This is a genomic window from Flavobacterium procerum (assembly GCF_042431625.1).
GTDB lineage: Bacteria > Bacteroidota > Bacteroidia > Flavobacteriales > Flavobacteriaceae > Flavobacterium > Flavobacterium procerum.
The window spans coordinates 361,224-377,337 of sequence record NZ_JBHLYW010000032.1 but is presented as its reverse complement, the minus strand read 5'-3'; the positions used below and the strand labels follow the sequence as shown (position 1 = coordinate 377,337).

The 16,114-nt window shown below is 38.1% G+C and carries 12 protein-coding genes; 4 read left to right on the top strand and 8 right to left on the bottom strand.

Annotation, left to right across the window (positions count from 1 at the left end):
- The 3 genes from ACFFLS_RS25830 to ACFFLS_RS25820 all read left to right on the top strand — a co-directional run.
- Window positions 1-3,907, top strand: a 3,907-nt coding sequence (locus tag ACFFLS_RS25830) for a cadherin-like domain-containing protein (protein WP_379689726.1), incomplete at its 5' end; no start/stop codon positions are given.
- Between the two features lie 60 nt (window positions 3,908-3,967).
- Complete coding sequence (locus ACFFLS_RS25825) at window positions 3,968-4,879, top strand: PorP/SprF family type IX secretion system membrane protein (RefSeq protein WP_379682839.1); 912 nt, start codon at window positions 3,968-3,970, stop codon at window positions 4,877-4,879.
- Window positions 4,880-4,881: 2 nt separating this feature from the next.
- The gene (locus ACFFLS_RS25820) at window positions 4,882-6,849 is read left to right on the top strand and encodes an OmpA family protein (protein WP_379682838.1); all 1,968 of its coding nucleotides are present in this window, start codon (window positions 4,882-4,884) and stop codon (window positions 6,847-6,849) included.
- A gap of 91 nt (window positions 6,850-6,940) precedes the next feature.
- On the opposite strand, the gene ACFFLS_RS25815 is transcribed toward ACFFLS_RS25820, so the two are convergent.
- Window positions 6,941-7,879, bottom strand: coding sequence for a ring-cleaving dioxygenase (locus ACFFLS_RS25815; protein WP_379682837.1), 939 nt, complete (start codon window positions 7,877-7,879; stop codon window positions 6,941-6,943).
- A gap of 310 nt (window positions 7,880-8,189) precedes the next feature.
- Between ACFFLS_RS25815 and ACFFLS_RS25810 the strand changes: the two genes are divergently transcribed.
- Window positions 8,190-9,779, top strand: a complete 1,590-nt coding sequence (locus tag ACFFLS_RS25810) for a sigma-54 interaction domain-containing protein (protein WP_379682836.1) — start codon at window positions 8,190-8,192, stop codon at window positions 9,777-9,779.
- 1 nt (window position 9,780) lies between these two features.
- Here the strand turns inward: ACFFLS_RS25810 and ACFFLS_RS25805 are convergent, their stop codons facing one another.
- The 7 genes from ACFFLS_RS25805 to ACFFLS_RS25775 all read right to left on the bottom strand — a co-directional run bounded on the left by ACFFLS_RS25805 (window position 9,781) and on the right by ACFFLS_RS25775 (window position 16,113).
- Window positions 9,781-10,395, bottom strand: coding sequence for a TMEM175 family protein (locus ACFFLS_RS25805; protein WP_379682835.1), 615 nt, complete (start codon window positions 10,393-10,395; stop codon window positions 9,781-9,783).
- A gap of 2 nt (window positions 10,396-10,397) precedes the next feature.
- Window positions 10,398-10,748, bottom strand: a complete 351-nt coding sequence (locus tag ACFFLS_RS25800; RefSeq protein ID WP_379682834.1) for a cupin domain-containing protein — start codon at window positions 10,746-10,748, stop codon at window positions 10,398-10,400.
- Window positions 10,748-11,368, bottom strand: coding sequence for an alpha/beta hydrolase (locus ACFFLS_RS25795; RefSeq protein ID WP_379682833.1), 621 nt, complete (start codon window positions 11,366-11,368; stop codon window positions 10,748-10,750). Before ACFFLS_RS25795 ends, ACFFLS_RS25800 begins: the two co-directional genes overlap by 1 nt.
- 17 nt (window positions 11,369-11,385) lie before the next feature.
- Window positions 11,386-11,676 (bottom strand): GNAT family N-acetyltransferase, encoded by a 291-nt coding sequence (locus ACFFLS_RS25790; protein WP_379682832.1) that lies wholly within the window; start codon window positions 11,674-11,676, stop codon window positions 11,386-11,388.
- A gap of 73 nt (window positions 11,677-11,749) precedes the next feature.
- Window positions 11,750-13,108: a sigma-54-dependent transcriptional regulator gene (locus ACFFLS_RS25785; RefSeq protein ID WP_379682831.1), complete on the bottom strand. Its 1,359-nt coding sequence runs from the start codon at window positions 13,106-13,108 to the stop codon at window positions 11,750-11,752.
- Window positions 13,109-13,118: 10 nt separating this feature from the next.
- A complete protein-coding gene (locus ACFFLS_RS25780) occupies window positions 13,119-15,395 on the bottom strand; it encodes a tetratricopeptide repeat-containing sensor histidine kinase (protein ID WP_379682830.1) in 2,277 nt (758 codons plus the stop codon).
- A 52-nt stretch (window positions 15,396-15,447) separates the two neighbouring features.
- Window positions 15,448-16,113, bottom strand: a complete 666-nt coding sequence (locus tag ACFFLS_RS25775) for a YoaK family protein (protein WP_379682829.1) — start codon at window positions 16,111-16,113, stop codon at window positions 15,448-15,450.
- Window position 16,114: the final 1 nt, after the last annotated feature.

Genomic DNA, 16,114 nt, shown 5'->3' with positions numbered 1-16,114 from the left:
TGCCTTGACGGCAGTCTTGGTTGCGAATCCTTCACACGGGACACTGACACTGAATGCAGACGGCTCGTTCACATACATTCACGATGGAAGCGAGACTACGACAGACAGCTTCACTTATAAGGCCAATGACGGAACGGCTGACGGAAACACCGCAACAGTAACGATAACGGTCACTCCTGTCAACGACGCGCCAGTTGCTGTTGACAACTCTTACACGGTTGCCGAGGGCGGAACGCTGAGCATCACTGCTCCTGGAGTCCTAGGAAACGATACTGATGCGGAAGGCGATGCCTTGACGGCAGTCTTGGTTGCGAATCCTTCACACGGGACACTGACACTGAATGCAGACGGCTCGTTCACATACATTCACGATGGAAGCGAGACTACGACAGACAGCTTCACTTATAAGGCCAACGACGGAACAGTTGACGGAAACACCGCAACAGTAACGATAACGGTTACTCCTGTCAACGACGCGCCTGTTGCTGTGGACAACTCTTACACGGTTGCCGAGGGCGGAACGCTTAGCATCACTGCTCCTGGAGTCCTAGGAAATGATTCTGATGCGGAAGGCGACGCCTTGACGGCAGTCTTGGTTGCGAATCCTTCGCACGGGACACTGACACTGAACGCGGACGGCTCGTTCACCTACATTCACGACGGAAGCGAGACGCTGAGCGACAGCTTCACCTACAGAGCAAACGACGGCTCATTGAACAGCAATACCGCAACAGTGACCATCACGGTCACTCCAGTAAACGATGCTCCTGTTGCTGTGGACAACTCTTACACGGTTGCCGAGGGCGGAACGCTTAGCATTGCTGCTCCTGGAGTCCTAGGAAATGATACGGATGCCGAGGGGGATGCGCTTACCGCCGCTGTGGTTGCGAATCCTTCGCACGGAACGCTGACGCTGAACGCAGACGGCTCTTTCACCTACATTCACGACGGAAGCGAGACGCTGAGCGACAGCTTCACTTATAAGGCCAACGACGGAACGGTTGACGGAAACACCGCAACTGTTAGGATCACGGTCACTCCTGTCAACGACGCGCCTGTTGCTGTTGACAACTCTTACACGGTTGCCGAGGGCGGAACGCTTAGCATTGCTGCACCTGGAGTCCTAGGAAATGATTCCGATGCGGAAGGCGATGCCTTGACGGCAGTCTTGGTTGCGAATCCTTCGCACGGGACACTGACACTGAATACAGACGGCTCGTTCACCTACATTCACGACGGAAGCGAGACTACGACAGACAGCTTCACTTATAAGGCCAACGACGGAACGGTTGACGGAAACACCGCAACAGTGACGATAACGGTGACTCCAGTAAACGATGCGCCTGTTGCTGTTGACAACTCTTACACGGTTGCCGAGGGCGGAACGCTGAGCATCACTGCTCCTGGAGTCCTAGGAAATGATTCTGATGCGGAAGGCGACGCCTTGACGGCAGTCTTGGTTGTGAATCCTTCACACGGAACGCTGACGCTGAACTCGGACGGCTCGTTCACCTACATTCACGACGGAAGCGAGACTACGACAGACAGCTTCACTTATAAGGCCAATGACGGAACGGTTGACGGAAACACCGCAACAGTGACGATAACGGTGACTCCAGTAAACGACGCACCGGTTGCGAACGACGATACCAATGCGGTGATAGCATCAACTGCAAGTGCAACTACAATTAATGCTCTTTCAGGAACAGATGTAGACGGAACAATTGTGAGCTATACTGTTGTGACTTTACCATCACAGGGGACTTTGGCTTTGAACGGAACACCTTTAACAGCGAATCAGGTATTGACACCGACAGAAGCGGCAAATCTTACTTATGATCCAAGTGGTTCATTCAATGGTAATGATTCGTTCACTTTTATTGCGACAGATAATCTTGGAGCTACTTCAGCGCCAGCGACAATTACTATTCCTGTTGGGAATAATGCTCCTGTGGCAAATGATGATACTAATTCAAACATGCCTTCAAATGCAGGTACTAAAGCTATTAAAGCGTTAACTGCATCAGATACGGATGGTACAATTATAAATTATATTATTTTGACTTTGCCTTCTCACGGAACATTAGCTCTTGCAGGTGCACCAGTGACAGTTAATCAAATATTGACTCCAGCAGAAGCAGGAATGTTAACTTACACTCCGAGTGGAGCATTTTCAGGAAATGACTCATTTACTTTTACAGCAACAGATAATAGTGGAGCTGTAGATGCAACACCAGCGACGATTACAATTCCGGTTGATAAAAGAGTACTTGTTGCCGTGGCTGATCCTGTAGGTTCAGTTGTTGGAATCAACGAAGTGGTTGAAGTAGTAAATGTTTTAGACAATGATACTTTAGATAATAATCCATTATTGATTTCAGATATCAATCTAAATGTTTTAACTCCTGATCCAAATAATGTGGTGACATTGCGTCCGGATGGAACAGTGGAATTAATTCCAAATGCTCCTGCAGGAACTTACACCTTGACATATGAAATCTGCGAAAAAGCGAATTCAGCAAACTGTACATCGGCAACGGTTACAATTACTGTAGTAGCTCCTTCGATGACTGTAACAGCAGAAAGTTATTGTTCAAACAATGCGGCATTTGTGAGATATACAGTTACAGCTGATAATTTTACGCCAAAAGATTTGGTAACTATTAACTGGATTGACAGTGCAAATAATGTTGTGGCGACACAAACCAATATGCCTTTATCAGGAAATGTATTGTGGCCAGGTACTGTTCTTAACGCAAATAACATCCCAACTGATTGGCCGGGATGGGTATTGGTTAATGGACAATGGTCTGAAGGTGTTGATGGATTCGAATTGACGAGACCAGCAGTGACAATGCAGTTTGCATTAAATCCGACACAATCGATAACGGTAAATTATCCTGCAGCTTCATTGGGTTGTAATGCAAAACCTCAGTTCGGAATCGAAGCCGGAAATGATGATGATAGTGCAACTGCAGACGGTATCAATGGTTCGTTAGAAGTAATCAATGTTTTAGATAATGATAAATTAAACGGAATTCCTGTTAAGCCAGAAGATGTTATTCTTACAGGAAATAATTTCCCTACAGGAATAACTTTAAACGAAGACGGAACAATTGATGTTGCACCTGGTACTCAAGGAGGAAGCCATACGCTGACCTACCAGATTTGTGAAAAAGCAAACAGTAATAACTGCAGCACCGCAACCATCCATATTTTTGTCGAAGTTCCATCTATTTCATTAATTATGGAGGCAGCATTGAATGACGAAAACGGAAATGGGAATGTTGAGGCAGGTGAAACGGTTACCTATACTTTCACTATTACAAATACTGGAAATGTGCCGTTGAATGATATCATTATTTCTAATCTTTTACCAGGAGTTATTCTAAGCGGAAGTTCAATCAATTTGGCGGTTGGACAAAGCGACAGCACAACATTTACTGCGACATATACTTTGACGCAGGCAGATATTAACGCTGGTGTATTAAGCAACCAAGCGACGGTTTCAGGAATTTCTCAAAGCGGTATCATCGTTCTGGATAAATCTGATTTTGAAAATGTTGGTGGAGATAATCCTACTGTAATCGAATTAAACGGTTGTAATATCAAAGTCTTTAACGCGGTTTCTATGAATGGAGACAACAAAAACGAAAGGTTTTACATCAGAGGTATTGAGTGTTATCCTGAGAATACCGTTCAGATTTTTAACCGTTGGGGTGTTTTGGTTTTTGAAAGAGACCATTACAACAACAATGATATAGTATTTAAAGGTTTCTCTGAAGGAAGAACAACTGTAAAAGAATCGAACGGATTACCAGAAGGAACATATTATTATATTTTAAGATACAAAGACAATCAGTCTAAGCCTAGACAACAAGCTGGCTACTTATATCTGACTAAATAATATTTCCGAACAATACAATGGCTTAGCCATAGGTTAAGCCATTATTTTAAAAATATACAAATGAAAAAAATAGCTTTAGTTTTATTGTTTTGTTCTGCTGTAAGTTTTGCCCAGCAGGATGCGCAGTTTACACAATATATGCACAATACCATAAATATAAACCCTGCCTACGCTGGATCTAGAGGGGTTATGAGTATTTTTGGTTTGTACCGTACACAATGGGTCGGACTCGATGGTGCACCGGAAACGGGTACATTATCGGTAAACACGCCATTGAATAACAGTAATTTAGGATTAGGGGTTTCATTAGTAAACGATAGAATCGGTCCTACAACAGAGAATAATATTGCGGTAGATTTATCATACTCTATTCAGACATCGGCAGAGGCTAAATTGTCTTTTGGTATTAAAGGTTCTGGAAACATTTTTAACCTTGATCCTAATAAATTAAATCCTGAGCATCAGGGAGATCCTCAGTTTGCAGATTTTAAGAACAAATTTACGCCAAACATCGGAGCAGGGGTTTACTACCATTCAGACAAAGGATATGTAGGTTTGTCTGTTCCGAACTTTATTGAAACAAGACGTTACGATGATAACGAAACGGCCATTTTTAAAGAACTTATCAATTACTATTTAATTGCTGGTTATGTGTTTAATCTGGATCGTTACGAAATGATTCAGTTTAAACCTGCAGTTTTGGCTAAAATGGTAGACGGTTCTCCGCTTCAAGTTGATGTTTCTGCAAACTTTATGTTTAACGAAAAGTTCGTTGCTGGTGTTTCGTACAGATGGAGCGCGGCATTGAGTGCAATGGCTGGTTTCCAACTTAACAAAAGCATGTACATTGGTTATGCTTATGATCGTGAAACAACCAAATTGAACAACTATAATTCAGGTTCTCACGAGATATTCCTGCGTTTTGAGTTTATGAATAAGTACAGTCGCATTACTTCACCAAGATTCTTCTAATTATGAAATTGAAAAAAATACTAACTGCCATTTTTCTGTTTTTTTTCTTTTTGAACGGAAATGCGCAGAAAGCTCTTTTAAGCAAAGCAGAAAAAGAATATAATGATTACGCTTTCGCGGATGCTATTTCTATGTATGAAAAAGCTGCTGCCAATGGTTATCAAGACGAAAAAATGTTCCAGAGATTAGGAAATGCCTATTATTTTAATGCTGAACTGGCAAAAGCTGCTGGTTGGTACGAAAAACTTTTTGCTCTAAATCCAAAACAGGAACCGGAATATTATTATCGTTATGCGCAGTCGCTTAAAACTACTGGAGATTACGCTAAGGCGGATAAAATGCTGAACGAATTCAATAAAATAACCAATACTGATAGTCGCGGGATTTTATTCGAAAACAATAAAAACTATCTGGAACAGATTAAGCTGAATTCGGGTCGTTTTGAAATTTCTCCAACCAATATCAATTCGGAACATTCTGATTTTGGAAGCGCATTTTTAAACAATAGTTTGGTTTTTACTTCTGCGAGGCACATCGGAAAAAAGGAAGGAAAAACGTTTAAATGGACAAATAAATCGTTTACCAATTTATACGTCGCAACAATTAAAGCAGACGGAAGTCTTGACAATGCGGTTCTTTTAAACGATGAAATTAATTCTAAGTTTAACGAATCGACTCCCGTTTTTACGAAAGACGGAAAAACGATGTATTTCACAAGGAATAACTTTCTGGATGGAAAACGAGGAAAGGATGATAAAAACATCACTTTACTAAAGTTATACAAAGCCGATTTTGTAGCCCGTAAATGGACAAATATTAAAGAACTTCCGTTTAATAGTGATCGATATAGCACTGCACATCCAGCATTGAGTTTAGATGAAAAGAAATTATATTTCGCTTCGGATATGCCGGGAACTTTAGGACAGTCTGATTTGTTCAGCGTGACGATTAATGCCGATGGAACTTTCGGAAAACCGGAAAATTTAGGAAAAGGTATTAATACAGAAGGAAGAGAAACTTTCCCATTTATTTCGGGCGATAACGAATTGTACTTTGCAACCGACGGTCGTCCTGGACTTGGCGGATTGGATATTTTTGTTTCTAAAATTCTTGACAACGGCACTTACGACCGTGTACAAAATATCGGGGAACCGGTTAATACCAGTTTTGATGATTTTGCTTTTATAATTGACAGCAATACTCGAAAAGGTTATTTTTCTTCGAACAAAAAAGACGGTGTCGGAAATGATGATATTTATAAGTTTACGGAAACTAAAAAAATGGTTTGCGAAAGAACTTTGACAGGAACTATTCTGGATAGTAAGGCAAATGAACCGATTGAAGGAGCAAAAGTTACTTTGCTTGACGATAAGAATCAAGTTTTAGGTGAAATCACTACAGCAGCAGACGGAACGTATTCTTTTACGGTAAACTGCAATAAAAACTATCTTATTAAAGTAGAAAGAAAACAATATCCAGCCAAAGTAAGTCCGGTTGCAATTGCATACGGACTTGACAATAAATTGGATTTTGTATTAGAAAAAGAAAAAGTTGCCGCAATTGCACTGCCGCTCCCAGTAGTTAAGAAAATCAAAATTGGAACAGATTTAGGAAAAACACTAAATATTTCGATGATTTATTTTGATCTTGGAAAAGCCGATATCACCGAATCTGCAGCGGTAGAATTGGAAAAAATATTTGCTGCAATGCAAGAATACCCAAGCATGAAAATTGATATCCGTTCGCATACTGACAGCCGCTCATCTGCAAAATCAAATATGGTTTTGTCTGATAAAAGAGCAAAATCAATTATGGCTTGGCTGGTGCAGAAAGGTATTGATGCCAATCGTCTGAAAGGAAAAGGATATGGTGAAAGCAAACTTCTTAATAAATGTAAAGACGGAGTAAAATGTTCTGAAGAACAGCATTTAGTAAACAGAAGAAGTGAGTTTTTAATCACATCAATGTAAAAAAGAAATAGTTTTAAGTAAAAAAAGCCGTAAGAATATTTTTCTGCGGCTTTTTTGTGCTTAAGCTTTATTTGAAAGCGGTTAAAAAAAGTTAATTGATCTTAACCAAATGCGCTTCAATAGCGGCTCTGTTTGGTTCGTATTGTGCCGGAAGTTTTAAGTTTTGTCCTAATTCTTCTAAACTTTCGTCTACCATAAATCCTGGATTATCGGTTGCAATTTCGAATAAAACTCCACCTGGTTCTCTAAAATAAAGAGAGTGGAAATAATTTCTGTCAATCTGTGGTGTAATAGATAAACCAAACGCTTCGACTTTTTCACGGAAGTGCATTAAGATTTCATCATTTTGCACTCTAAAAGCAACGTGGTGAACAGTTCCATTTGCATTTAAGCCACGTTTTTCATCAGTCAATTCAACCAAATCAACAATAGCGGCATTTTCTACAGCATCGGTTGCATAACGGTAACGGTTTATATCCTGATCAATCAGTTTGTAACCGAATATTTCTGTTAACACTGCTGCGGTAGCTTTGATGTTGTTTAAGGTTAAAGTGATATTATGAAAACCTCTTTTCGCTACATCTGCTTTTACTTCTTCAGTTTCCCAAGGTTTTCTGTTGTCCTCTGTTTTAGATTCGATTAGTTCTAATTTCAAACCATCAGGATCAAGGAACGTCAGGTATTTTTCTCCGAATTTTTCTGCTGGTTTATTGTAGATTACATTGTATTGCTCAAAACGTTTCTGCCAGAAATCTAAACTTCCTTTTGGTACAGAATAACCAATTTCTGTTGCCATTCCAGAACCTTTTCTGCCTTGCTGGATTCCTTCTCCCCAAGGGAAAAAAGTTAAAATTGTACCAGCGCTTCCTGTTTCGTCGCCAAAGTAAAAATGGTACGTTCCTGGATCGTCAAAATTTACCGTTTTTTTGATGAAACGTAATCCTAGTATTTTTGAATAAAAGTCGAAGTTGCGTTTAGCGTCACCTGCAATTGCAGTAATATGATGTAAGCCTAAAATTTTATTTTCCATGGTATTTTATTATTAATTTGTTATTGATTTTCTTTTACAAATTTACTTCCGTTGCAGCTCTGGATCGATTAACCTAGATTAAGAAATAAAAATGGCCGTTTTTTCTGTCGGTCATATTGTAACCAAATAATATTCCTTTTGTTTTAATTTGCTGTAAATTAGTGAATTAGTGTTGAATTTTAGTTTTTTGAAATACGATATTTCGTAATTTTATGAATTGGATATGCTTTATTTCGAAAATCAATAGTTATTAAACAAAGGCTATTTCTTAAATTTACCTTTTACGCATTAATACCACGCCAAAGACATTATGGAAAAGCCGATAGATCAGACTGCAGTTATTATGAACAGGCTGCAGGAACGAGAAAAAGAACAAATGTTGACGATGGCAATTTGTAAGGCACTTTCTGAAGTTTTGACTAAAAATGAATTTCATACTCTTGCAAGTAGTTTATTAAAAGACCATCTTTTTTTTGAAGAGTTTATTTTGGCTTCTTCAAATGAAGAAGAAACCGGATATGAAATTTTTTATCAGTACACAAATCCTGAGATTCTTCCCAAAGCTTATACTTTAAAAGATAGTTTTTTTGATTTGTGTCTTGCATCAGCAGATACCGTGGTTTTTGATTTAAAAGATTTTGATGAAAGCAAAAATAGACTTCCTGATTATCTTCATTATGCTAACAATAAAAATTTCAATAACGGAATCGGAATTTGTCTTCCTTATATAAAAGGAAACCAGCATGTACTTTTTCTGTTTTTTAAAAATGCTGCGACTCTTACTAGAGAATCCAACAGAATAATTAGAAGTATTGCACAACAGCTTTCCATTACCACTAGAAATATAAAATTGGCTTCGGAATATGGAAAGGCTCTTGCCGAGCTCGAAATTTTGAAAAAGAATTTTGGTGAAAGAAAACTGGAAACTAAAATTGAAACCCAAAATTTTCAGGGCCTTGTCGGAAATAGTGCCGTCATGCAAAATGTTTATGAATTGATAACACAAGTGGCGTCTTCTGATTCGACTGTATTGATTTTTGGAGAAACAGGCACCGGAAAAGAGCTTATTGCCAACGCAATTCATAGTTTGTCATTAGTTTCAAACGAAAAAATCATAAAAGTAAATTGTGCTTCGATTCCTGAACATTTGATTGAAAGCATATTATTTGGTCATGAAAAAGGGGCATTTACAGGAGCAACAGACTTACGAATCGGTAAGTTTGAACAAGCAAATAATGGAACTATTTTTCTGGATGAAATAGGAGAACTGCCTTTGGAACTTCAAGGAAAATTGTTGCGTGTACTACAAGAAAAAGAAATCGAAAGGATTGGAGGTAGAAAAACCATCAAAATAAATGTACGAGTAATAGCGGCAACCAACAAATCGCTGGAAAGGGAAGTCTCCGAAGGTCGCTTTAGAAGCGATTTGTATTATAGATTGAATGTATTTCCGATAGCGCTTCCAGCTCTACGAAATCGCACTGAAGACATTGAAGATTTGGCGAATTTTTTCCTCGCGAAACATTCTCAAAAAATTGGAAAAAAGATAAAAGGATTTTCTAAAAAAGTCCTCAAAAGCATGATTTCAAATCCGTGGCCAGGAAATGTTCGTGAACTAGAAAACATGGTAGAACGCAGTATTTTGTTCGCTAAAGAAGAGGTTATAAAAGAGATGTCTTTTCCTGAAATTTTTATTGCCGAATCATCTGAAGCAGCAGCCGATTTTTATATTAAAAAACTCCAGGAAGTAGAGAAGGAGCATATCTTGAAAGTGGTAAAAAAATGTGGCGGAAGAATTTCAGGTCCGCAAGGTGCCGCTATTTTATTGGGCCTTCCGGGAACGACTTTAATTTCGAAAATGCAGAAACTCGGAATTAAAAAAGAACATTTCTTAAGCTGAGTTATTCCTGCATTTTTATTTTTCCCGAAGAAAATGCCCAGAAAACCAACAAAAGCATATTGATTGCCAAAGCAACTGAAGGAAACTGAAAGGAAAGACCGAAAGCAATTAAATAGGTTGGAAATCCGTACAGATAATTATTTCGGATCTTTTGAATGGCAAGAGCAGTAATTCCGGGACGTAAAAGTTTTTTGTTGTGAGCAGCCACAAACCATAAAAGGTTGTATGAAATATTGATAAGTACAAAGATTCCGGTATAAATCGCAACAGCTATACTAGATGCTTCGCCATCAAAAAAACGAGCCAGTAGCGCCGTTGGATACGAAACCGCAGTAACCAGAAAAAGAATTAATCCGTTGGAAAACATGATGGCAGTATTACGGCTATAAATCTGTTTGAAAATCTTGTGATGATTGACCCACATGATAAAAATACTGAAAAACGAAAGGGTGAAAGCGAGGTATGTCGTCCATTCTCCTTTTAAAAATTGAAGCAATTCATTTCCGTTTTTTATTGCAGAGGCATCTGGAGCATGAAGATCCAAGACCAAAAGCGTAATGGCAATCGCAAAAACGCCATCGCTAAATCCTTCTATTCTTGCGGTTTCTTTTTCCATTTTTATAATTTTATAAATATTGACTTTCTGAGTTTCGGCTCAATATTTTTGGTTTTATGCCCTTTGCCGGTCGTATCTTCTACTAATAAAATGGAACCGGTATTAAAAATTCTTTTTTCGCCAAGTGAAGTTTCGATTTCAACCCCACCTTCCAGCAAAACAATATATTGTCGGTCGGGAGCATTATGAAAATCGTAATCGTACGACGGACTGACTTCTCTAAAAACAATCGATTTTACGGATTCATCATCAGACAAAAATCCGATGTCACCATTGTTTTTCAACGGAACTTCAAAATCTTCAAAATGGCTTTCGCCATTCTGATTGCTGTAAATTCGGGTAATCGTAATCATTATTTCTTTGAAAAAATAAGCTGGTTTGCCAAGTCAATTTCATCCTGACTAATGGTGTGTCCCATATTGTCATAGATTTTTTTGGTTACATCAGCTCCCATTTTTTCAAGAAGTGCCGCTGTTTGATTTACTCTTTCCACTGGAACGTGAAAATCAGGATCGCTTGTTCCGATAAAAATCGGAGTGTTTTCAAAGTTTCCGTGATAATGCTCTTCATAAACCTTATCGCCTATAAGTCCGCCTGTAAAAGCAACAACACCACCATATTTAGCGGCATTTCGGGCTGTAAATTCCAAAGCAAGACAAGCGCCCTGAGAAAATCCTAGGAAATAAATATTTTCTTTCTCGATTCCGTTTTGCTGTACGGCAACTAAAACTTGTGACAGTGCTTGAAGTGAATTTGAAAATGAAGGTTCGTTTTCTGCAATCGGTACCAAAAAAGAATACGGATACCAAGTTCTGTTATCGGCCTGCGGAGCCACCAAAGCAAAATCTGCAGTATCAAGATATTTTGCAATAGAAAGAATATCATGAGCTCCGGCTCCGCGTCCGTGAAGCATAATTAGTGCTTTTTTGGCTTCATTTAATGGTACGCCTGCTGTAATTGTATCTAAATTCATAATGCTTTTGTTTTAAATTATTTTTTCCAGATGTCTTGATATTCATCAGGATGTTTTGTGAATTGTGCGTGTACGTACGGACAAAGTGCCTTAACCATCATTTTATTGGCACGTGCATACGAAACCATTTCTTCAAGAAGTTTTTTTGCATAACCTTTTCCCTCACCTTCAGGTTCTACTCCAGTGTGGTAGACAGTCAGTAGATCTTCTTTTAGGCTTACCGTCATTTCGCCAAGTTTTTTATCATCGACATAAAGATTAAAATTGCCGTGTTTTTTTTCGTCTAATTCTAATTTTATTGTTTCCATGTTTTTTTGTTTTATATGTTGATTTATAACTGCAAAGTTCGCTAAGATTGGAGTGAAGTCAACTTAATGTAGATTAATTATAGTCTTGCTTAATTCCTAATTTTTTCATTTTTGAATACAGAGTCTGCGGTTGTATTTGCAGCAATTCTGCGGCACCGCCCGGACCAGAAACTTTTCCTCCGCAATTTTGAAGAGCGGTCATAATATGTTCTTTTTCCATTTCTTCCATCGTTTTCATTTTACCGCTGTTTTCTCGTAAAGGTGTTGATGTGTTTGAAGGAAGATCTAATTTTTCAATTTCACTCGTTTTTGCCAACAGTACATTTCGTTCTATGAGATGCTCCAGTTCGCGTATATTTCCGGGCCAGTCATAATTCATTAATTGCGTTAGCGCAGATGGACTGATGCTCGAAACATTTTTTCTTGATTTTGTGGCGTATTTTTTCAGGAAATAGTTTGCCAAAGCTTGAATATCTTCTTTGCGTTCCTTTAATGGAGGAAGCTCAATCGGGAAAACATTTAATCGATAATACAAGTCTAGCCTGAAACGCCCTTCGGCAACTTCTTTTTCGAGCGACCTGTTCGTTGCGGCTATGACACGTACATTTATCTTAATAGTCGAACTGCCACCGAGTCTCTGAATTTCTTTTTCTTGCAGTACGCGCAGTAATTTTACTTGCGAATCTAAAGGAAGTTCTCCAATTTCATCCAGAAAAATTGTTCCGTTGTTGGCTTGTTCAAATTTACCGATTCTTTGTGAGTTGGCTCCCGTAAAAGCGCCTTTTTCGTGTCCAAACAATTCAGATTCTACCAATGACTGAGGCAATGCAGCACAATTTACAACCACAATGGCATTCGATTTATTTGTCGAAAGATCGTGTATTGCATGAGCGACTCTTTCTTTTCCGGTACCGCTTTCGCCAAGAACCAAAACAGAAGTTTCTGCTGGAGCTACAATTCTGATTTTTTCTATAACCTCGTTCAAAAGCTGACTGTTGCCAATTATTCCTTCTATTTCGGTATTTTCGACAGTTTGCAGAATAGCTTTAAACGATTCTCTTTCTTCTTTGTATCTGTATTTGGCGATATCTAGCATTACCAAAAGATCCCGTTCTCTAAAAGGTTTTACCATAAATCCGTACGGATGTGTTTCTTTTACCGCTTCGAGCGTAGACTGGTTGGTATTGGCAGAAATGTATAAAAACGGCAACTGCATTTCACGTAGTTCCCAAGCCAAATCTATACCAGTAAGATTGTCTTTCAGCATGATGTCTAATAAAACCCAGTCTGGTCTTTTGGTTTCTATAAGTTTACGCGCCTGAACTACAGAAGAAGCGATGCCAGTAATTTGGTAACCCGCTTTGATGAGCATGATTTTTAGATCATTTGCTACGATAAATTCGTCTTCAACAATTAGAATTTTTTCTTTCATTGCCTAAAAGTTATATGATTGCATCATTTTCGTTTGATGCTTCAAATTCTGTATTTCTTGTAAATGTAATTTTGAGTTTAAGTCCATTGTCACTTTTCATTTCAAAAATTCCGTCAATTTGATCAGTGAGTCCCATCATTAAGTTCATTCCGAGCGAATCTCTTTCGATTTCATCAAAATCAGATGGAAGGCCAATACCGTTATCCATAATCAACAATTCATAATTATTATAGCCGATATTTTTGAGCACTATTTTTACAGCACCTTTGCGGTCTGCAGGAAAAGCATATTTTATGGCATTGCTAATCGCTTCATTTATAATTAATCCTAGTGGAACCGCCTGTGCAACATCAAGATAAACTTTTTCTGTCTCTAAAACAAAATTGATTTTTTCTTCAGTGCTGAAACATTCTCTCATATTACCAATCAATTCGTAAATGTACCATGACATGTCAATATTGGCCAGATTATCAGACTGATATAATTTTTGATGAATGAGCGACATGGCGTGCATTCTGTGTTTGCTGTTCTGTATCGCCATAAGTGCATCTTCATTGTCCAGATAAGCCGATTGCGTATTTAATAAACTAATGACAATTTGTAGATTATTCTTTACACGATGATGAATTTCCTTTAAAAGCCATTCTTTCTCCAAAAGCATTTTTTTGTTCAGCTCATTTTGCTCGGCAATTTTCTGTCGTTTGATTTCGAGCTGTTCGTTTGTCTTCTTTTTCAATCTAAATCGGTTGTATAAAAGTAAGACTAGTGCACTCAGAATAACGACGATGATAATAAACAGATATCTAACGATAGTGTTGTTGTGAATTTTTATTTCCTGAAGTTTCGCTTTTTGCTGCAGCAAATCAATGTTTTTGTCTTTTTTTTCGCTTTCAAATTCGATTTGAAGACTGCTGATCTGTTTGCTTTTTTCACCTTTAAAAACCGAATCGGAGAGACTTTTATACAACTGATAATGTTTGATTGCCTCGATATAATTTCCTCTTGAAGAATCTGCCTTAAACCAAATCAGATAACTTTCGGATCGGATCAGATTGTTTCCCGCTCCTGCGGCGAGTGTGTCCAGACGCTTAATGGTTCGGTAGAAATCATCAAACTTTTTTATTTGATAATGATAAGAGGCAAAACTTCTTAAAATCGCAATGCTGTTTCCGTTTCTATCTGCATTTTCACCATAATAATCTGCCAGTTTTTTATAGTAAATTGTGGCGGTACTATTGTTTTTCAGAATTCTGTAAATATTAAACAACAGATAATTTTCTTTCATCAGCCTCTCCATATTAGAAGTCGGAAAATGAAGCTGCATTTCTTTTATAAGTTTAAGCGCTTCATTTTCTTTTTTCTGACGGATGAGAAGCGAACATAGATTTTCTCCAATTGTTCGCACATATTCTGTATCCTTATGATATTTTGCAATTTCTAATGCCTTGTACCAGTATTCTTCGGCATCGTTATTTTGACGCAAGTAATAATAAACGAGTCCGACATGATTGTAAATAGAACTCAACTGAAGCGAATTATCATTTACCGCAATAGCTGTTTTTTCGGCTAAAAGCGCATATTTTAAAGATTCCGGATAATTTCCTTTTTGCGTATTAACTTCAGAAAGTAAATTGTAAACTCCTTGCAGTTTCTGATATTTGATAGATTTATACAGCGCTAGAGATTCTTTCAAAAGCGGTTCTGCCTTATTCGGATTTTCATTGATGCTGTATAATTCTCCTAATCCTTTTAAGTTTTCAGCCTGTTTCTCCTGCGCACCCGTTTTTTTGAAAAGCAGAATTGCTGTTTCCTTATATTTTGCCTTTTGTTCCAGTGAAGCATCATACATAGAAAGTTCGGCATAACTTTCTGCCTGTAATTCAATCAAATTATGTTTTTTGGAGTAATCAACAGCTTCTTTTGTCTTTTGCAAAGCATTACTGGTGTCGCCTTTCTCCCTAAAAATCTGTGCATCGAGCAATATGGCTTTTCCTTTTCCAGCTTTATAAGCTAAACGTTCACATAATAATTTTGCCTCAGCATTTACCGTTTGTGCGTTTTCGAGATCAGTCTTAAATTCGCCAGGTTTGTTGAGATAATAGCTGCTTAGATTTAAAAGTAATCTTGCCTTTTCTGAATTGTTTCCGGAAGTGGCTATTTTGCTTTTTAACTCATTTGGATTTTCTTTTTTTTGCGCATTTCCTATTTGATGCGTCAAGAATAAAACAACTGCCGCATTCGCAATAAATAAGTGATTTTTGACAGCGTTTAAGGAGGTAAAATTCATTTTTTAAAGATAATCTATTATCAGAGATCTGCAAGTTTATGAACAGTTTAGTCTAGTTATTTCGGTGATACCAATAACAGATAATCATTGCTACTCCTGGAAGGATTAAAGTACCTAAACCAAAGTATTTTCCGGCAACGGCACCTAAAAAACAACCTGCAAGAAAACCGGTAATCGTAACCAACTGTTTCTTAAAACTCAATAGAGAATCTGAATCTGAAGTGCCGTTTTTGATCAGGTTTCCTAAATCAAGAGAAGCTTGGGTTACATTTCCTGTCATCATTGTAGTTGGTCCGTGCGTTTCTTTGGCATACAATTTTCCAAATGCATTTTGTAATCCCATAGCAAAAACGGTTGTCATAGCCACGCCGTACATTGCCCATTCTGAAAAGATTTCCAAATATCCAAATGCATACGAAGCAATGCCACTTAGCAATAATATAATTCCTTCCCAAAATAAGATTGTATATCTATTAACGCTTTTCAAAACAATTCTTCCTCCAACAATTACGGCAATTATAAAAATTGGAAACGTTAATAGTTTAATCCAAGCATGCGCATCAGAACCTTTTACGATTTGATAAGCAAAAACAATGAAGTTGCCCGTAACATGTGCAGAAAATATAGAATCTGCGGCAACAAAGGTTACGGTATCGCAATACCCTGCTATCATGGTGAGCAGCAGGGTTACGTACCAAATATTTTTTTGTAATTCCATA

Coding starts and splice junctions, on each gene's coding strand:
- ACFFLS_RS25815 (WP_379682837.1), bottom strand. CDS start 7,879: ATGGAAAATAAAATTTTAGGCTTACATCATATTACTGCAATTGCAGGT.
- ACFFLS_RS25795 (WP_379682833.1), bottom strand. CDS start 11,368: ATGAATTTAGATACAATTACAGCAGGCGTACCATTAAATGAAGCCAAA.
- ACFFLS_RS25820 (WP_379682838.1), top strand. CDS start 4,882: ATGAAATTGAAAAAAATACTAACTGCCATTTTTCTGTTTTTTTTCTTT.
- ACFFLS_RS25805 (WP_379682835.1), bottom strand. CDS start 10,395: ATGGAAAAAGAAACCGCAAGAATAGAAGGATTTAGCGATGGCGTTTTT.
- ACFFLS_RS25785 (WP_379682831.1), bottom strand. CDS start 13,108: ATGAAAGAAAAAATTCTAATTGTTGAAGACGAATTTATCGTAGCAAAT.
- ACFFLS_RS25810 (WP_379682836.1), top strand. CDS start 8,190: ATGGAAAAGCCGATAGATCAGACTGCAGTTATTATGAACAGGCTGCAG.
- ACFFLS_RS25790 (WP_379682832.1), bottom strand. CDS start 11,676: ATGGAAACAATAAAATTAGAATTAGACGAAAAAAAACACGGCAATTTT.
- ACFFLS_RS25825 (WP_379682839.1), top strand. CDS start 3,968: ATGAAAAAAATAGCTTTAGTTTTATTGTTTTGTTCTGCTGTAAGTTTT.
- ACFFLS_RS25775 (WP_379682829.1), bottom strand. CDS start 16,113: ATGGAATTACAAAAAAATATTTGGTACGTAACCCTGCTGCTCACCATG.
- ACFFLS_RS25780 (WP_379682830.1), bottom strand. CDS start 15,395: ATGAATTTTACCTCCTTAAACGCTGTCAAAAATCACTTATTTATTGCG.
- ACFFLS_RS25800 (WP_379682834.1), bottom strand. CDS start 10,748: ATGATTACGATTACCCGAATTTACAGCAATCAGAATGGCGAAAGCCAT.